20 protein-coding genes and 1 other RNA gene are annotated in these 16,534 nt (G+C 43.7%); 13 read left to right on the top strand and 8 right to left on the bottom strand.

The annotated features are described in order from the left end of the window. Nucleotides 1–47: 47 nt before the first annotated feature. Complete coding sequence (locus F6K46_RS03290) at nucleotides 48–899, bottom strand: Rpn family recombination-promoting nuclease/putative transposase (RefSeq protein ID WP_293055312.1); 852 nt, start codon at nucleotides 897–899, stop codon at nucleotides 48–50. A gap of 234 nt (nucleotides 900–1,133) precedes the next feature. Here F6K46_RS03290 and F6K46_RS03285 point away from each other — a divergent pair, with 234 nt between their 5' ends. From F6K46_RS03285 to nblR, 3 genes are all read left to right on the top strand, one after another. After that, a complete protein-coding gene (locus F6K46_RS03285; protein ID WP_293055310.1) occupies nucleotides 1,134–1,724 on the top strand; it encodes a hypothetical protein in 591 nt (196 codons plus the stop codon). A gap of 742 nt (nucleotides 1,725–2,466) precedes the next feature. Next, nucleotides 2,467–2,667 (top strand): hypothetical protein, encoded by a 201-nt coding sequence (locus F6K46_RS03280; protein WP_293055308.1) that lies wholly within the window; start codon nucleotides 2,467–2,469, stop codon nucleotides 2,665–2,667. A 474-nt stretch (nucleotides 2,668–3,141) separates the two neighbouring features. Continuing rightward, the gene (gene nblR / locus F6K46_RS03275; protein WP_075900037.1) at nucleotides 3,142–3,837 is read left to right on the top strand and encodes a response regulator transcription factor NblR; all 696 of its coding nucleotides are present in this window, start codon (nucleotides 3,142–3,144) and stop codon (nucleotides 3,835–3,837) included. Here the strand turns inward: nblR and F6K46_RS03270 are convergent. Beyond that, nucleotides 3,790–4,149 carry a hypothetical protein gene (locus tag F6K46_RS03270; protein WP_293055306.1) on the bottom strand — a complete coding sequence of 120 codons (360 nt, stop codon included), beginning with the start codon at nucleotides 4,147–4,149 and terminating at the stop codon, nucleotides 3,790–3,792. The two genes, nblR and F6K46_RS03270, sit on opposite strands and share 48 nt — an antisense overlap. 107 nt (nucleotides 4,150–4,256) lie before the next feature. Between F6K46_RS03270 and F6K46_RS03265 the strand changes: the two genes are divergently transcribed. From F6K46_RS03265 to F6K46_RS03250, 4 genes are all read left to right on the top strand, one after another. Then, complete coding sequence (locus F6K46_RS03265; RefSeq protein WP_293055304.1) at nucleotides 4,257–4,823, top strand: DUF192 domain-containing protein; 567 nt, start codon at nucleotides 4,257–4,259, stop codon at nucleotides 4,821–4,823. An 831-nt stretch (nucleotides 4,824–5,654) separates the two neighbouring features. Then, nucleotides 5,655–5,846: a DUF2949 domain-containing protein gene (locus F6K46_RS03260; protein ID WP_070396710.1), complete on the top strand. Its 192-nt coding sequence runs from the start codon at nucleotides 5,655–5,657 to the stop codon at nucleotides 5,844–5,846. A 456-nt stretch (nucleotides 5,847–6,302) separates the two neighbouring features. Beyond that, nucleotides 6,303–6,434 (top strand): hypothetical protein, encoded by a 132-nt coding sequence (locus F6K46_RS03255; RefSeq protein WP_293055301.1) that lies wholly within the window; start codon nucleotides 6,303–6,305, stop codon nucleotides 6,432–6,434. 40 nt (nucleotides 6,435–6,474) lie between these two features. Next, on the top strand, nucleotides 6,475–6,849 hold the full coding sequence (locus F6K46_RS03250) for a hypothetical protein (protein WP_293055299.1): 375 nt from the start codon (nucleotides 6,475–6,477) through the stop codon (nucleotides 6,847–6,849). Nucleotides 6,850–6,932: 83 nt separating this feature from the next. Here F6K46_RS03250 and nfi read toward each other — a convergent pair whose 3' ends face one another. After that, the gene (gene nfi / locus F6K46_RS03245) at nucleotides 6,933–7,598 is read right to left on the bottom strand and encodes a deoxyribonuclease V (RefSeq protein ID WP_293055297.1); all 666 of its coding nucleotides are present in this window, start codon (nucleotides 7,596–7,598) and stop codon (nucleotides 6,933–6,935) included. Between the two features lie 81 nt (nucleotides 7,599–7,679). Continuing rightward, complete coding sequence (ispD, locus tag F6K46_RS03240; protein ID WP_293055296.1) at nucleotides 7,680–8,384, bottom strand: 2-C-methyl-D-erythritol 4-phosphate cytidylyltransferase; 705 nt, start codon at nucleotides 8,382–8,384, stop codon at nucleotides 7,680–7,682. A gap of 551 nt (nucleotides 8,385–8,935) precedes the next feature. Here ispD and F6K46_RS03235 point away from each other — a divergent pair. Next, nucleotides 8,936–9,898 carry a glycosyltransferase family 9 protein gene (locus F6K46_RS03235; protein ID WP_293055294.1) on the top strand — a complete coding sequence of 321 codons (963 nt, stop codon included), beginning with the start codon at nucleotides 8,936–8,938 and terminating at the stop codon, nucleotides 9,896–9,898. 247 nt (nucleotides 9,899–10,145) lie between these two features. Here the strand turns inward: F6K46_RS03235 and F6K46_RS03230 are convergent, their stop codons facing one another. Continuing rightward, complete coding sequence (locus F6K46_RS03230; protein WP_075900049.1) at nucleotides 10,146–10,649, bottom strand: CRR6 family NdhI maturation factor; 504 nt, start codon at nucleotides 10,647–10,649, stop codon at nucleotides 10,146–10,148. A 124-nt stretch (nucleotides 10,650–10,773) separates the two neighbouring features. Here F6K46_RS03230 and ssrS point away from each other — a divergent pair. Both ssrS and F6K46_RS03220 read left to right on the top strand, forming a co-directional pair. Next, nucleotides 10,774–10,956, top strand: a non-coding RNA gene (gene ssrS / locus F6K46_RS03225) — 6S RNA. Nucleotides 10,957–11,093: 137 nt separating this feature from the next. After that, the gene (locus F6K46_RS03220) at nucleotides 11,094–11,228 is read left to right on the top strand and encodes a hypothetical protein (protein ID WP_293055291.1); all 135 of its coding nucleotides are present in this window, start codon (nucleotides 11,094–11,096) and stop codon (nucleotides 11,226–11,228) included. A gap of 114 nt (nucleotides 11,229–11,342) precedes the next feature. Here F6K46_RS03220 and F6K46_RS03215 read toward each other — a convergent pair whose 3' ends face one another. Further along, nucleotides 11,343–11,708: a single-stranded DNA-binding protein gene (locus tag F6K46_RS03215; RefSeq protein ID WP_070393269.1), complete on the bottom strand. Its 366-nt coding sequence runs from the start codon at nucleotides 11,706–11,708 to the stop codon at nucleotides 11,343–11,345. Nucleotides 11,709–12,074: 366 nt separating this feature from the next. Here F6K46_RS03215 and F6K46_RS03210 point away from each other — a divergent pair, with 366 nt between their 5' ends. From F6K46_RS03210 to mreD, 3 genes are all read left to right on the top strand, one after another. Then, entirely contained in the window at nucleotides 12,075–13,082 is a 1,008-nt protein-coding gene (locus F6K46_RS03210) for a rod shape-determining protein (protein ID WP_070393270.1), read from the top strand. A gap of 124 nt (nucleotides 13,083–13,206) precedes the next feature. Next, the gene (gene mreC / locus F6K46_RS03205) at nucleotides 13,207–13,947 is read left to right on the top strand and encodes a rod shape-determining protein MreC (RefSeq protein WP_293055289.1); all 741 of its coding nucleotides are present in this window, start codon (nucleotides 13,207–13,209) and stop codon (nucleotides 13,945–13,947) included. A gap of 218 nt (nucleotides 13,948–14,165) precedes the next feature. Further along, entirely contained in the window at nucleotides 14,166–14,711 is a 546-nt protein-coding gene (gene mreD / locus F6K46_RS03200; protein WP_293055287.1) for a rod shape-determining protein MreD, read from the top strand. Nucleotides 14,712–14,931: 220 nt separating this feature from the next. On the opposite strand, the gene F6K46_RS03195 is transcribed toward mreD, so the two are convergent. Together F6K46_RS03195 and F6K46_RS03190 are read right to left on the bottom strand one after the other, a co-directional pair. Further along, nucleotides 14,932–15,771 (bottom strand): HAD hydrolase-like protein, encoded by an 840-nt coding sequence (locus F6K46_RS03195; RefSeq protein ID WP_293055285.1) that lies wholly within the window; start codon nucleotides 15,769–15,771, stop codon nucleotides 14,932–14,934. Nucleotides 15,772–16,172: 401 nt separating this feature from the next. Then, on the bottom strand, nucleotides 16,173–16,427 hold the full coding sequence (locus tag F6K46_RS03190) for a hypothetical protein (RefSeq protein WP_293055283.1): 255 nt from the start codon (nucleotides 16,425–16,427) through the stop codon (nucleotides 16,173–16,175). Nucleotides 16,428–16,534 lie beyond the last annotated feature (107 nt).

Genomic DNA, 16,534 nt, shown 5'->3' with positions numbered 1-16,534 from the left:
CCCACCTAGCCTAGGGAATGCGATTTTTCTATGGGATGCTTGTTGTTTTAGGGATCCGTTGACTGCTCGAGCACCTGTTTCACAAGTTCAACCTCTAATTCTAAAGCTTGGGCAACTTGTTCTACGGTTAAACCCAACGCTAACAACCGAGGTATCGACTCTAATTTGCCTTGAATTTTACCTTCAAGTCTACCTTCTTGTATACCTTCAAGTCTGCCTTCTTGTATGCCTTCAAGCCTACCTTCGGCTAAAGCCTCCTGATAAACTTTAGTTTGCCGTAAATCACTTAAGCTAAACATTGCTTCTATCTCCGTGCGACTGAGTTTGGGTAACTTATACACTAGTATGGTCTCTATTAATTGTAGAAGTTCTCGCTTTTGTGGTTCATTGTCTATCTCCTCAGTGGTTCGTTGAATCAAGTCTTGAGCTTGTGCGATTGCAGTATCTTCCTTGGTGACAATTAGCTGTACTGTAGCTATACCCACCGATGTTGCAGAGGTCTCGGCTAATTCATCGAGATAAATCCGAGATCCCCTTGGGGAATCGAGTAATTCAAGATATTGTTGAGTTGCTCCTTTATCCACATTGCGGCTCGGGTAAATCACCACACCACGCCAATCATTGCTGAGTTTAGTTTTGTTTAAGTACATGAAAATTTCGGTAAAGAAGCGGGAGTAAAATTCAGAGTCCCTCTGAAATTGGACTTCTACAAAATAAATTGGTTGTTCGGGTGTGGTGGTTGTCGGCAGGAATACTCCATCAATTCTAAATGCTAGTTGTTTGACTTCCACAGAGGCGAATTGATAAGCTTGTGCTTCTGTAGGGGAATGGTTAATTAATTCAAAGAATATACTGGAAAACGATTGAAACAGACGATAGAAGATGGTATCGGTTTTCACATTTAGGTCATTACTTAACTATAGCTATACCTATAGTAACATTAATCGTAATGGGAATGGTAATCAAATAATGAAGGGAATGTAGTTAAACCAGACACAAGCAGGGAACCCGCCCCTACATGGATGTATACTTGGAATGCAGGAGACAATTATTTACCCTAGAGGCTGTTGAAAGTCAAATCAGACAGAATCAGACCTCAAAAACGGCTGCCTAACTCCCATCACCTAAAAAAAATGATTCAAAACTTACTATCCCAAATCAGCCAGCAGCTTCAGCAAGAACTAATTAAAGACATCTCCCAACCTCAAATAAAAATTGTTCCTGCTCCTATTACTGAATCACCAACAAAACTACCACACATCGCTATCTATCCCGGTAAATGGGAAATTTCGCCAACATTGATATCAAGCCATCCACAAGAGTTACACCCCGACCAACAAAACCCCACAATAATTACTACATCCAGGGAATTTAAACAAGAATTTTTAATCGATATCTGCGACGCTGACCTAACTAACTTAGAAAAATTAGCTTCCCTGACGACAGGGGTTATTTTAACTAACACCAAAGAACTAATCGAAACTTATAATTTATCAAGGGCTAACAATTATCAAGGCAAACAAACAGCTACAACTCACACTATTAGCAAAATTACTATCCTTGAAGGTGGCTACGATTATCTTAATAATACCCCTAAAGTTAAACTAAAGTGGCAAGTTATGGGTCAAGTAACCTTTAGCAAAACTATCACAGAAATTGAGCGTCCAATTGAAGAAATTGAAATTAATCAAACTGTAAGTAGTCAGCAGTCAGCGGTCAGCTGAAAACAAGGTAATGGGTAATAGGTAATAGGTAATAGGTAATGGGTAATGGGTAATCGGGAATCGGGAATCGGGAATCGGGAATCGGGAATCGGGAATCGGGAATCGGTAATCGGTAATAGGTAATAGGTAATCGGGAATCGGGAATCGGGAATCGGGAATCGGGAATCGGGAATCGGTAATAGGTAATAGGTAATCGGGAATCGGGAATCGGGAATCGGGAATCGGGAATCGGGAAATAGTCCTGTTTATCTAAGGTACGACCCGTGGCGAATTTAATTCAACGACTGTAAGCGCACCAGGGGTAAAAATTGAGTTAAAGTCCCCCAGAATTGGGGGATTTAGGGGGCTTTGAGCTAAAGGTAGTGAGGTGAATTCATCTGAAAACGGCTGTAACTCAGATTAAACTAATGCTTACTTTTTGTCTTAAAAAGCTGATAGCTTATATAAGAAGTTGTAGATAATTTATTTATGAAAAGGTTACCAAAAAAAATAAAGTTTATTTTTTAATTTCATAAATAACGTAGATTGAATGGGAACTGCTTTATTCTCTTTTCCCTGTTCCCTGTTCCCTGTTCCCTATTCCCTGTTCCATAAAACCCCATAACTATTTACTTAACAAAGTCACAAACCGCTATATCACCTGTAAAACTTTCCCAAAAAAATTTTTAAAACCCCTTGACAAAATAAAATATAATCATTACAATAATCAATATTGATCCACAATGATTTAAAGTTTCGACTTATGTCAAAAAAAATCAACCAAAACCTCAAAAAACAACCTGTTGAGCACACTCTCAAAGGTCCTCGTCAAGCCGTAATCCATAGTATGCAAAGGTTTTATGCCCTTGGCTATGGGGAGATTGCCGACTGGAGCCCTTTGGAACCTACTGAAACTCCAGGGGAAGTGAGGACAACCATGATGAAGTATTGGCTGTTGCCATAACACGTTAAATTTCTGGGGGGGAAACCCCCCCCTGGCCAAGGCTCAGGTCTGGTCGAAATAGGATCACATCAGGTTCGGTTTGGGAACTCAGTGACATAAGTCATTTAAATAGCCGTGGATAGTATTTCTACGGCTATTTTTTTTGTTTTGAGATGTAGCTGATAGCTGATAGCTTACCAATTACCAATTACCAATTACCAATTACCCATTACCAATTACCAATTACCAATTACCCATTACCCATTACCCATTACCCATTACCCATTACCAATTACCAATTACCAATTACCCATTACCCATTACCCATTACCCATTACCCATTACCTATTACCCATTACCCATTACCCATTCCCCATTACCTATTACCCATTACCCATTACCTATTACTCACTCAGCAAGATTTAATGAGGACATGCTAAAACAGGGTTGGTATTCACCATAGTTATATCCAGCTTGTGCTGACAAGCATTATCTATGCCAAATCTGACCCTGGAAAGGAATCCCTGCGTCTTAGTTGTAGAAAACGATCAAATATTGGCGGAACGGCTGAGTCAGGACTTGAAAGAAGCAGGTTATCATACCGTCATTGCCCTTGATGCCGCCATTGCTTGCCATCAAGCTTGTGAACTCCAGCCAGCAATGGTGGTTGTGGATAGAGCCCTTTCAGGAGAATCAGGGCTGAGATTATGCGATCAGCTCAGACGTGAAGGCTCTCGCGTACCTGTAATCATGCTGATGGCTCATGACCGAGTAGAGGATCGAGTGGCTTGTATAGAAGCAGGGGCTGATGATTATTTCCTTAAACCCTATCGTACCGAGCCATTTGTAAAAATGGTGCGCCTTTATCTAGAGCCAAAAACAGGAGGCTCCGAGCAGCTTAGGTTTGGAGAACTAACGTTAGACCTAAGCCAGCGTAGAGCAATGCGCAATGGACGGGTCATTGATTTGACCATGAAAGAGTTTGAACTGCTCAAGTATTTGATCAGCCATCCGAGGGAAGTATTAACTCGCGAACAAATTTTGGAAAATGTTTGGGGTTATGACTTTATGGGAGAGTCCAATGTCATCGAAGTCTATATTCGCTATTTACGTCTCAAGATTGAAGATGAAGGTGAAAGGCGATTAATCCAGACGGTGCGTGGTGTTGGTTATGTGTTGCGGGAGGCTTAGGGTTGTGGGGTTGAAGGTTGAAGGTTGTTCGCGTAGCGTGGCCAAAGGCCAAGGTTGAAGGTTGTTCGCGTAGCGTGGCCAAAGGCCAAGGTTGAAGGTTGGAGGTTGTTCGCGTAGCGTGGCCAAAGGCCAAGGTTGGAGGTTGTTCGCGTAGCGTGGCCAAAGGCCAAGGTTGAAGGTTGTTCGCGTAGCGTGGCCAAAGGCCAAGGTTGGAGGTTGGAGGTTGGAGGTTGGAGGTTGAAGGGTGGAGGTTGGAGCTTGAACGGTGTTGGGTGAAACTATACTAGTGGCTGAGTAACCAATCAATGCCATGGTTCGCACTTCCCACTCCCGACTCCCGACTCCCGACTCCCGACTCCCGACTCCCGACTCCCCACTTCATACTTGATACTTGATACTTGATAATAGGGAAAAGGGCTATGAAGTTTCAAATCACTCTATGTTCAATAGCACTAAGTATTTTACTGATGGGCTGTTCAGCAGGGTCAGTTCCAGAAGACACTATAAATAGTACCTCTGTGAAATCTGGTCAACCGCCAGCAACAGCGCCATCAGTATCACAATCACCAACCAAATTAGGTCAAATGTTACCAATTTCTGCTGAAGCTGAAATCGCAGGTGAGCGGATTTCGCTGGAAGTGGCACAGAGCCGTGAGCAAAAGGCAATGGGATTGATGTATCGCCTATCTCTAGCACCGGATCGGGGGATGTTATTTGGCTTCGACCCACCACAACGTGTCAGGTTTTGGATGAAGAATGTTAAAATCTATCTGGATATGGTGTTTCTAAGAAATGGGGAAGTAAAAGCGATCGCAAAATCTGTCCCCCCCTGCGAAACCGATGAATGCCCTACCTATGGTCCAGGAATGAAAATTATTGACCAAGTGATTGAACTTCGTGGCGGACGTGCGGCTGAACTGGGTCTGAAAGTAGGTGACCAGGTCACTGTCAAATTTCTGGATGGGAGTACTACCGCACCTAACTAATATAGCGCTACGCGCAAGTTAGAAGTCAGAAGTCAGAAGTCAGAAGTAAGCGATTACTTACGTTTCGGATCTATAGTTAAATGCTTACCTCTGTCGTGGGGCTTCTGGCGAATTAAGCTAAATTAGGGTAATCTTTCCTAAGACAGATGTAAAAAGCTCGCAAATGACTATACCCTTGATTACTAATGGCTGCCCTTGACATAATTAATCAAGGTTGGGAAAACAAGGGTAGGGGTGACGCTACTGAGTCTTAGCGGTGAATCGCTAAGTTAATGGTGTGAGAGAGTAGTCAGTTATAGCGTACGCCAGCCAAAGTTTTTAACTTGACAGACGCTTGTCAATCAAGCGCCTGACGGAGTGTGTGTTTAAAACTGCCGAATTGTAATTGACTTAAGCATAGGAGCTAGGATGGTCTTTCCAACTCACTGTGTTGGCAAGGTCTAGGGGTGATGCTAGTGGGGTATTTCCGATGCGATACTGGCAAGATACATAAGATTGCTGTTCTAGGTTGACGAAAATCTCAGGTTGGCAGTGATTTAGGACACAGGTAATCAGCCTCTTAACCCTGAAAATTTATACAGGGATACTAGAGTGCTATTCCTGTCATCCTAAATCCTAGTCGGGTGATGATAGGGAAAGTTAACTCCTTTCCTATGGGATTAATTATCCTTAAAATCTTAAAACCTTCAAATTTCCGACTGTTTCGTTTGTCAGGTACAACCAATGTTCGTAATTTCCTAGTGGACAGATGAGATAGTGGCTACTGATGGTTTACACATTCAGATTACTAATTCCAAAATAGAGCCTATTAAAGGAGGTGAAAGATAACTAATGGCACCAAAAACTTATACAAAATTCTTGCATTTTCTCCAAGAAGAGTTAGCAATTTCAAGAGATTCTATTGCGATCGCACTAAGACACCGGGAACAAGACCCAGGACTTTTGCCAATGATTCTTTGGCAGTATGGTTTGGTAACTCTGGAGCAATTAGATAAAATTTATGACTGGTTGGAAACAGCCTAAAGCCTGATCAATCAGGGAGGAGTAGGCAAACTATGTCTAAGGAGCTATGTCTTTGGGTTAAAATATCCCTAAGACAAATTTATAATTCTACTTTGTGCTTCACTATTTATGCCCTTATCAAAAAGAGCGGTTTGATAAGTGACTCGCTCTTTTTGTTAGATCTTGGCTATCCGAATGTAAGTATCAATGTAAGTATTCAGCCTACTGCTATCAGCTATCAGCCATTCATATAGCCTTTGTATCATCGGTTGTGAAAATACTCCCAAAGGCTAAGAGGCAAGAGGCAAGAGGCAAGAGGGGAAAGAGATCCTCAGTTTTATTGTCCAATAAAAAAAGACCATACAGGTTTACATCTCAAATACAAACGCTATAGTATGCCTGTAGCCCTTCAGCGGACTGCTGATAGTTAAATGCTTACAATGAAAGTCCACATGAACTATAGCGGGTTCTAACCTAATGAGGTACACAGGATTTTTTCCCTGTTCCCGATTCCCGATTCCCGATTCCCGATTCCCGATTCCCCATTACCTATTACCTATTACCTATTACCCAAAAATTTGTACATCACCTAATTTAAAACTGCTATAGTCATAATGGGTAGTAAGATAACTAATGGGGTTGTACTACTTTGAAACGAACAATCGTAATACTCACTTTTGGCTTAATCTTAGGAATTTTTATTTCACAGTTTATTCCACCAGCCACAGCTTCTATAACTGTTGTAGAATCGCGGATTTCTTCTCTTGAATCTGAGATAATTAACTTGAGATTTAAACTCAATCAGTTAGAGACTCAGTTACGTCAGGTCAACCAGTCAGTTCCTGATAGTAATCGACCCAGTCAACACCAGGGACCATCACCAACTGATACCTATAGCAGGGTAGACGCTGATCACCCCATGTTTAAGCGTCTCGCTACTTTAGTAATAGAACTCAAGGAACGGGTTAATCGATTAGAAGAAGAGGTATTACCAAAAGAAGGAAGAATGAAGAAGGAAGAATGAAGAATGAAGAATGAAGAATGAAGAATTAAAAATGGAAACTTCTAACTTCTAACTTCTAACTTCTAACTTCTAACTTCTAACTTCTAACTTCTCTTTGATGCTAGTTGATCTGCCCAGCGAGTTGTTTCTGGTAATCGATACTTAGATGTGCAGCGCAACACATAATCAATTGCTGTGGGTAAGCTAATGCGATGACCAATGGAAACATAGACTGGCTTGACTCCAGTCCGAGTACGCACAACGGCTCCAATGATTTCTCCATCATGGCTCAGCGGTTGCCAATTACCTTTGTTTTCGGGCAATTCCTCATGATCACCAATGAATCGGGACTTAGCCACACCAATGGTAGGAATATCTGTCAGTACCCCCAGATGGCAGGCAAGACCAAAGCGACGAGGATGGGCAATGCCCTGACCATCACACAAAATTAAGTCAGGGATAATGCTAATTTTTTCCAAAGCATCCAGTACTACAGGGACTTCTCGGAATGATAGGAAGCCTGGTACATAGGGAAAGGTAGTGGGTCTCGATGCGATCGCATTTTCCCTCAGCTGCAAGTCGGGAAAGCTTAAAACTGCTACTGCTGCCTGTGATATAGCGCCATCCTCCTCAAAACCTACATCTACACCCGCAACATACTGCACTTCCCCCAACTGATCTTCACAAATTACCTCAGGTTGTAGTTGTTGTTGAATTGCTTTAGCTTCTTCACTATTGACTGGCCAAGGGTGGCGTTGTTGGATCTCCATAGTGATTTTATGATTGGTACCTGGCAATTTTCCATTCCCTGGCACAACATAAAAGATAATTAATTATAATCAATCAATTAATTAACTAGATTCGCTCCCACTGATATCAAAACGCTGGCGCAAGATAAATTCTGCGATCGCTAAATCCACTGGGGTAGTTACCTTCAAATTCGTCTCCTCCCCTTCCACAATCTTGACTGGCAAGCTGCACCGTTCAAACAAAGCTGCATCATCCGTAACTTCCCAGCCAGCCTTACGTCCTTGGTCATGGCACTGTTTCAACAACTTCACCTCAAATCCCTGGGGTGTCTGTGCTGCCCACAATCCTTTCCGATCCGGTGTATCTTGAACAAGATTGGCTTCATCCACCACTTTAATAGTATCCTTAACTGGCACAGCGGCAATTAGACCGGGACAAGCCATTAGGACTTCGGCACACCGTGCCAGTAACTCAGGGGTAGCTAAGCATCTAGCACCATCGTGAATCAACACCCTTTCGGCTTCTGCTGGTAAAGCCTGCAAGCCATTATAGACAGATTCTTGCCGTGTTTCCCCCCCCTCAATCAACTCCACAGGTTTAGATAGGGCAAGTTCAGCTAGAATTGCTTTAAACTCTGGCGAGTCATAGGGTTGTCCGATGATCCCAATCCAGCTAATACTACTAGCTTTCTCTGCTGCTAGTAGCGTCCAAGCAAGTATTGGTTTACCTAGAAGTGTTAAAAGAAGCTTATTGCGATCGCTCCCCATCCGTCGTCCCATTCCGGCTGCTGGAATTAATAAATGCACGATTTTCTACCTCTTAGCTCCTGCTTCATGGCTGAGCTTAGGATACTATGCCCTGGATAGAATCAGAATTAGTCCTTCCAGCAATCAAGTTAACAATCCTCGCTATCCATACCCACCCTCTTAAGGGTGGGTATGGATAGTGAGACGACGAATTATTGCGAATTGTGTTATAATAAAGGTGGTTGCTGACCCGCCTGACTGACTAAAAGGCTACCTTACAAATGGTCTGATTTCTTATCAATTAGTCAAACCATTAGGTGTACAAAGTACTAGCAGAGCTCAGGGAAGAGACTTGCCCCGGCTGGTTGACCATAGAGTCGTAATTCCAAGGTGAGTCTGTCGTAAAAGTTATACGTCTGCGGAAGGCGGATGTCTGCCTGTGGACGCTGAGTAAGACCAATTCCAGTTTGCTGGTTGAGGCGTCGGCGGATGAAGCGGGAAGCCCTATTGACGAATAAGACCGTCCCTGATTCAGTTGAGATTGGAAGCCCCAGCCTCAGCGAAGCAGGCTGGGGTACTTCACGCTGATCCGTAAGCTCAAGTAATTTGAGATGAGAATACTAGCCCTTGTTCCTGGTGGAATTGGCGACCAAATCCTGTTCTTTCCCACCCTCTCACAACTAAAACAGTATTATCCCAAAGCTGAGATTGACGTTATTGTGGAACCGCGAGCCAAGGGGGCTTATCGGGTTTGTCAGTCAGTCGATGAAGTCCTAACCTTTGATTTTAAAGACCGCAATGGTCTCGCAGATTTTGGTAACTTGTTGGGAGTGATCCGCGATCGCGAGTACGATGCTGCGATGACCCTGGGACGTCGGTGGTCAGTTGGGCTGTTGCTCTGGATGACTGGTATTGTGCGTCGAATTGGTTACCAAGCTGGTTCAAGGGATTTGTTTTTTACCAACCCTGTGCCCCTAAAAACTGAGCAGTATGCTGCCCATATGTACCACGACTTACTACTAGGTTTCGGTATTAACGTTCCTTGTCAAGAACTTGCGGTTAGGGTTCCCAAATCAGATATTGAGTGGGCAGAAGCTCAACAGCAACAGCTAGACATTCCAGAAATTGGCTACATTCTTATTCATGGCGGTTCTAGTAAACTCGCTCTGTCCCAAGGAATTGATAAAATCTACCCAGTTGAGAAATGGCAGCAGATTGTTGAGGACATTCGCCAAAAACAACCCGATCTACCCATTGTCTTGCTAAAAGGGCCAGAGGATGCAGAATGGTGCCAGGCTATGATGGAGTCCCATCGTGACCTCAAAGTTACTGCTCCAGAAGATATTGGGAAATTGGCAGCCATGATTGCTGGTGCTAATTTGATGCTGTGTACCGATAGTGCACCGATGCATCTAGCTGTAGCTGTTGGTACTCCTACCATTGCCTTGTTTGGTCCGACAGAGGCCAAAAAACTACTACCTGTCAAGGAGGGGGTATACGGTATTCAATCACCTACCGGTCGGATTGCTGATATCAAACCGGAAACTGTATTAGAGCAAATTTGGGGTAGCTAATAGGTTCCCAGTATTTCTTGAAAAAGTAATCAAGGTGCTTTTCTGTTATCCCCAAAATCTGTTGAGGATGGAAAGCTGACGCTATAGGGGTTGATTGAGATGATCATCAACCCGATGTGACATTATACTTTGCACAGCCATAAGCTGCCCATTCATAGTATTTCTTATGCCAAGATAGCGTTTCTTATACTGATGAGCCTCCACTCCATCTCCCCATCTCCATATCCATCTTATTTATCATGGGTATTCAACCAGACTTGATATCACCCCCTGAGGTTTCGATCAGATCAAACAAAGTATCATCAAGTTCATAGCCGAGTAACTGAGCCATCGACTTGAGGCGGGATGGGCTCTGTATACCCCACTGCTTTAACCATTGAGTAAGTACAAATATCTTCTGCATCACGAAAATTTCTAAGGCTTCAGAGTTGTACTGGATGCCTTCTGTACGATTAAATTGGTGGGGCACTAGCATAGCAGTATAGCGGACGAATTCCCCAGATTTCCAATCTAGTAAAAAAGGTAACCAGGGATAGGTAGCATCCAAGCGCACAAACCATAACCGCACCTCTGGGATCTCTGAGAATTCCCGAGGATCCTCAGGATCGCAATCAAAATCAATCTTAAAGCCTAGCTGCTGCTCATAGTTTGCGATCGCACCGTCTTGCAGCCACGTTTCAATCAATGTCTGAGCTGGAGACAAGTCTAAGGTTTGGAAATGGTTAGTATTTAAGGAAATGATTGTAGTCACGCAATAGTTCCAATATCAATAAAATCAGTCAAGTCTTACACTATTTTCTCCTGCTAGGCATTTCCGTGCTCAAACACCTAGATGTTGCAGATATTTTGAGCAACTACTACAATAGAGTCAGCAGGTTTTACTGGGAAGTTGGTGACTGCCAATAGTGTTTTTTGATCTATGCTCATGTATATAAGGGAACTAATCGGATTTGCGGCAGTAGACTGGGAAAATACCCAGAAACTTCAAGCGAGATTCGACGGTGCCCACCTGGTTAGCCAGGTCATAAACTGAGGTAAGACGGCTTCTTGGTGAACCTGTAGGATCAGACAATCATCGTCTGAAGGATGTGTGACTAGTGATCGGCAACTAGTGATCGGCAACTGGTAAGTAATAACCTAAATACAGGAATTGGCTGAAAAAGTTAGTGGACAGTAGGCAAAAGTATCACAAAGCTTGGCCATTGCCTCAAGTAATTTGCTATTTTATGGCGCTCACGGGATATTCCGTCAGATCTTTGGGAGATACCCCCTGGGTGCGATGGCATCTTGCCTTGGCGATCTAGGGTCTGCCTTTGGTAGACTTTGGTAGCTAAAAAGTATCGGAACCTAGCGGAGAAATCTAGACCTATACTAGTCTAGCTCTTACTTTCCTCGAAAGCTAATAGCTAATTAGTTAGGAGGTTTGAGTATAAATCAAAACTATTCAAAATTCGGTGTTATCATAGCTGCTTACAGCGCTGGGGTCACTATCACGCTTAGAGCCAAGTAAATCAAGGCGCTCTACTCGGATCACAGGTTGTGAGCGATCAGCTCCGGTGGTGCGATCGCTCCAAGTGTCAATCTTCAAAGACCCTTTTACACCAATTAAGCTACCTTTACGCACATAATTAGCAGCTACTTCCGCCGTCTTCCCCCAAATCTCTAAGTTGAACCAGTCAGGCTGATCACTATTGCGTGTCCGTCGTCTCACTGCCAAGGCCAGTTTACACAATACACCCCCAGACTCAAAATACTTAACATCTGGGTCTGTACCTGCACGGCCGACTAAGTGGACAACATTGAGACTCATAGTTATATTGGTACTTTTGTACTGGTTATGGCTCTACAATAGCAGATTTAGCTGGTGTATAACAATTACTAACTTATTTTAACTGACCGAAGCAAGTCAATAATCAAGAGAATTATAGTTAACTTAAGCTTAACTTGAGCCAGTGAAACCGTTGTGTATTTGCAGTTGGGTGTATTTGCAGAAATTTATTCTAAAGAGTATCCGGAGAATCATGATCACCTAGTGTACTAGCGTACTAGACTAACTGGATAAAACATAATAGAATCCACCTCAGTTACAGTTTCGGTGCAATTTCGGTTGTACACAGCATTTTGTGAGGCGTAGAAACTAGTGAGTATTTTAAATCACTTTTCCCTGTCACGGGACATGGGTATAGACCTGGGTACAGCTAACACCTTAGTCTATGTATCTGGTAAGGGCATTGTTCTTCAAGAGCCTTCTGTGGTTGCCATTGATCAAGACGAAAAGCTTCCTCTAGCCGTAGGCGAAGAGGCAAAAAAGATGTTGGGAAGAACCCCAGGTAATGTAGTTGCCCTACGTCCTTTACGGGATGGTGTGATTGCTGACTTCGATACCGCTGAACTGATGCTGAAGCACTTCATCCAGCGGGTAAACGAAGGCAAAGCCCTAGTTTCACCTCGAATTGTGATTGGTATCCCCAGCGGTGTCACAGGTGTGGAGCGACGAGCCGTCATGGAAGCCGCATTACAAGCTGGTGCTAGAGAAGTTAGGTTAATTGATGAACCAGTAGCAGCAGCCATTGGTGCTGGATTACCTGTAGCAGAACCAACCGGTAACATGATTATTGATATCGGTGGAGGCACCACTGAGGTAGCAGTTCTCAGTTTACAGGGGACCGTTCTAAGTGAATCAGTGCGTGTTGCGGGAGATGAACTGAATGAGGCAATCACTCAGTATATGAAAAAAGTCCATAACCTAGTGATTGGGGAACGGACAGCAGAAGACATCAAAATCCGCATTGGCTCAGCCTATCCGACACCTGAGGATAATGAAGCTGCCATGGAAGTGCGAGGATTACACTTGCTGTCTGGCTTGCCACGAACTGTCACCATCAAACGACCAGAGATTCGTGAAAGTATGGCAGAACCCCTTTCTGTTATTGTTGATGCTGTTAAGCGCACTCTAGAACGGACTCCCCCCGAACTGGCAGCTGATATTATTGATAGAGGTATTATGCTGGCGGGTGGTGGTGCTTTATTGAAAGGATTAGATACACTTATTAGTCATGAAAGTGGCATTGTCACCCATGTGGCAGCTGATCCACTCAGCTGCGTTGTTTTGGGAACTGGTCGAGTATTAGAGAACTACAAACAGTTAGAGCGGGTGTTTAGTGGGCGTTCCCGTAATATGTAGTGGTCAGCTATTAAACATCAACCTTAAAGAGTATTTTAGTTCAATATATCAAGAGTGTAGATTGAGTGTGGCTAGTGTAAAAACTCACTGATTAGCCAAAATCTGACTATTTTATGGATAGGCTATGTACATGCTGCGTCGCTGGTGGGGGAGACATGGAGTAGCAATTATGCTGGGGAGTCTTACCCTAATTGCTGCTTGGTTACTGAGAACAACTCAGGGTGCAACAATTTTTGAAATCTATCAATTGATAACCCGCCCTTTTCAATCGCTACCTGCAAGAGAAGAAAGCCTCTCTAATGGGCGGATACTGGAACTACAACAGCAGGTAGAGGAACTCAAAACCCAAAACCAGAAGCTAAAAGAGCTGTTAGGTTATAATAAAACCCAGAATAAACTAAGAATTGTTGCGCCTGTTGTGGGACGTAGCGCTGACAGTTGGTGGCAAGAAATCATTCTGGGAAGAGGGAGTGAAGCTGGAATCAAAACGGGCTTCGTTGTTATGGCACCTGGCGGTGTAGTGGGTAGAGTCGTTAGCGTGACACCCCACACCAGTCGTGCCTTGCTGATCAGTGACCCCACTAGTAAGGTAGGTGCCGTGATCAGCCGTAGCCGTAGCATGGGTTTTTTGGGTGGACAAGGAACTAATCGGGCAATAATGCAGTTTTTTGATAAAGTGCCAAACGTCCGTCCTGGTGATGCTGTGGCTACCTCCACTGTTAGCCAGCTTTTCCCAGCTGGTTTACCCCTAGGACGTGTAGAGTCTGTTATTCTTGACAAAAGTCCAGCGCCAGAGGCGATTATTGAGCTGACAGCCCCCATGAGTTATCTGGAGTGGGTGATTATTCATCCCAATCACCCATGATTTATGACTAATGAACAATAAGCCATGACTAATAGACCTCTTGCAAAAATATTTTGAGTTATAATAATAGTTTTGGGAAAAATTACGTAGATTGTGTACTAGGCTTATACAAAAACAAAGTACAAAGCACGTTTGTTAGTCTTAAGCGATCGCTAACTCGGAAATTCCCAGACTAGTGATTATACCAGGAAAAACTTTTGCAAGAGGTCTAATCAACAATGACCAACACGTCTCAGTTTTCTATTTGGGTTCGTCGAACAATCAATTGGGCAGTAACTGTTATTTCAGTTATCTTCTGCTCAATCTTATTAATGACACGTTTACCTGGAATGGAATTACTGGGAATCGCTCCCAACTGGCTGTTGATTTGGGTTGTGGCCTGGAGCATTAAACGCACAGCGTTTCAAGGAGCATTCGCAGGGTTGGTATTGGGGTTAGTCCAAGATGGTATGACATTCCCTGAGCCTACCCATGTCTATAGCCTTGCCATCGTGGGGATCTTGACTGCTCTGATTCAAAAGCAACGGTATATTCAGGAAGATTTTATTTCAGTAGCTTTAATTGTGTTTGGCATGGCGATTGTTGGGGAAACAGTTACTGCTATTCAGCATAGTTTTCAAGGCTCTCGCCAATTAGCACAAATCTGGACAGACCATCAGCGTATTGCCATCTGTTCTGCAATTCTCAGTAGTCTTTGGGCACCAGTCGTCTACTATCCACTCAATCGATGGTGGCAGTGGTGCAATTCAATGGAGGAATCGTGATGCTTTATGAAGGTTGAAGGTTGAAGGTTGAAGGTTGAAGGTTGAAGGTTAAAGGTTGAAGGTTGAAGGTTGAAGGTTGAAGGTTGAAGGTTAAAGGTTAAAGGTTAAAGGTTGAAGGTTATCGCTCTACCGCACCTAGTATCGATAAAACCGCGCTTATAACAGTGTCTTGATCCAAAGCGCGAGTGAGGGAAACGCCCGTAGAGCCACTGCATCGCTTTTACAGAGCAAGTTCGGTAGAGCCAACAGCTCTAGAGAGTTCTAATAGATAAGAGGTGGCACAAAGTAGGTCGCTACAGATATGAGTGGGTTCAAACCGCTTGAGATATGATTGAGAACGAATGCCACAGGTAAGAGCTATGGTGGGAATTGAGAGGGCTTGTCCTGCGAGAATATCGGCTTCTGTATCACCAATCATCCAAGCAGATACGGACGGTTGAGCCAGCGGAGATTGTTCGGTATAGGATGAAGTACTATGCTCAGACAGTGCTTGTTGGAGAAGTTCCTGTTTGACCTGAGCATAGTTTTGATAAGCATGGTGGTTTTCTCTCGTTCCATAAATGGCGCTAAAAAGACGAGTTAAACCGTAATTGCTCAAGATCTGTTTGACCTGGGATGTGCAACGCAATGTCACCAGAACTAGTCTGATACCATAAGAATGCAGCAAAGGTAAGGCCCAGTTTACGTTTGGTTGCAGCTGATCTTTGTTCAATAAGGCAGATTGATTCACAATCTTGATCACACGCCCCAAGAAGAAATCGATTTGCTCTCCTCGCAACCCTGAACGCATGGCAATTTCTTCGTCAGGGATGCGTTCTTGCTTCATTTGCCAGAACTGCTGTTTACTCATGGTCTGGATCGGTAAGCTTATACCTTTAGCTTGGTAGAAGCCTTGAGTATCGGTTAGTGCTAGCTGGTACGTGGTGTAGTAGCGATTGGAAACATCAACAATCGGACCGTCAAAATCACAGAATACGGTCAGTTGTTGCAAGTAGGGGACTGTATTTTGAGGCAGGTAAAATCGGGATAATTGCCTGTCTGGGGCAGCAACACAGTTCATAGATTAGATTTTGGCTGGGCTGGGCTTTTTGACATACTTCTTTACAATTTACCAGCTTTAGTGTAGATTGCCACCTGCTTGAGGCGACATTGATACCATTTTGTATTCTTTGGGGGAAGTATGTTGACGGTTGACGGTTGACGGTTAACGGCTTAGTGATAACTATTTATAGTTAAATATAAAAAGCAAAATTTTTGCCTAAGTAACTGGAACAGGACTTAGGCAAAATTAGGCAACAATTGCATTCCTTGACATCCTCCCGTCGCTAAATCAAAGATTATAGCGAGGGATTCCTAAACCTCACGATTTAGGTTTCTGCTTCATAGCAACCGCCTCCACCCTCAAGGGGTTTTCTGGTCTTACGTTCGCTCCACAGACTATCCCCGCAAGTCCTGCGGTTCTTACGTGTCGTTCGCGTAGCGGCTCCTAGGTCGCCAAGTGCAAACAAGAAAAATCCTGATGTGCTGTTTGATTCGAGGGTTGACTACCATTGCCCTGTCATCTTTTCCCGGTCTACCAATTTTGCTGCGCCGCCAGGTTACTGGACTTCGCTCGTATAGGCTGTCTGTTCGCGAAGCGTGACCTTCGGTCAATCCATTGTCTCGGGTGGGTCGTTGACCTTCTTCATTATATCTGACTCTAGAAGAGTTGTCCACGGACGCAATTCCTGAGGGTCAGAAGTTACCGCAAAAATAAGGCAGCCTTTATGGTTGGTCGGCTATGGGTAAAAGGGTTAAAACTTTATGATTAAGGCTGCCTTATT

It is taken from the genome of Moorena sp. SIO3E8, assembly GCF_010692445.1.
Classification (GTDB): Bacteria; Cyanobacteriota; Cyanobacteriia; order Cyanobacteriales; family Coleofasciculaceae; genus Moorena; species Moorena bouillonii.
Note: the sequence above shows the minus strand (reverse complement) of the source record. Positions and strands in the feature narration are given on the sequence as shown.

What these genes read in the sequence shown, in the direction of transcription:
- F6K46_RS03255 (WP_293055301.1), top strand. Translation starts at nt 6,303, where the DNA reads ATGAGGTACACAGGATTTTTTCCCTGTTCCCGATTCCCGATTCCCGAT.
- F6K46_RS03195 (WP_293055285.1), bottom strand. Translation starts at nt 15,771, where the DNA reads ATGAACTGTGTTGCTGCCCCAGACAGGCAATTATCCCGATTTTACCTG.
- F6K46_RS03270 (WP_293055306.1), bottom strand. Translation starts at nt 4,149, where the DNA reads ATGGCATTGATTGGTTACTCAGCCACTAGTATAGTTTCACCCAACACC.
- F6K46_RS03215 (WP_070393269.1), bottom strand. Translation starts at nt 11,708, where the DNA reads ATGAGTCTCAATGTTGTCCACTTAGTCGGCCGTGCAGGTACAGACCCA.
- mreC (WP_293055289.1), top strand. Translation starts at nt 13,207, where the DNA reads ATGTACATGCTGCGTCGCTGGTGGGGGAGACATGGAGTAGCAATTATG.
- F6K46_RS03265 (WP_293055304.1), top strand. Translation starts at nt 4,257, where the DNA reads ATGAAGTTTCAAATCACTCTATGTTCAATAGCACTAAGTATTTTACTG.
- F6K46_RS03235 (WP_293055294.1), top strand. Translation starts at nt 8,936, where the DNA reads ATGAGAATACTAGCCCTTGTTCCTGGTGGAATTGGCGACCAAATCCTG.
- nblR (WP_075900037.1), top strand. Translation starts at nt 3,142, where the DNA reads ATGCCAAATCTGACCCTGGAAAGGAATCCCTGCGTCTTAGTTGTAGAA.
- F6K46_RS03280 (WP_293055308.1), top strand. Translation starts at nt 2,467, where the DNA reads ATGTCAAAAAAAATCAACCAAAACCTCAAAAAACAACCTGTTGAGCAC.
- F6K46_RS03285 (WP_293055310.1), top strand. Translation starts at nt 1,134, where the DNA reads ATGATTCAAAACTTACTATCCCAAATCAGCCAGCAGCTTCAGCAAGAA.
- nfi (WP_293055297.1), bottom strand. Translation starts at nt 7,598, where the DNA reads ATGGAGATCCAACAACGCCACCCTTGGCCAGTCAATAGTGAAGAAGCT.
- mreD (WP_293055287.1), top strand. Translation starts at nt 14,166, where the DNA reads ATGACCAACACGTCTCAGTTTTCTATTTGGGTTCGTCGAACAATCAAT.
- F6K46_RS03210 (WP_070393270.1), top strand. Translation starts at nt 12,075, where the DNA reads ATGGGTATAGACCTGGGTACAGCTAACACCTTAGTCTATGTATCTGGT.
- F6K46_RS03260 (WP_070396710.1), top strand. Translation starts at nt 5,655, where the DNA reads ATGGCACCAAAAACTTATACAAAATTCTTGCATTTTCTCCAAGAAGAG.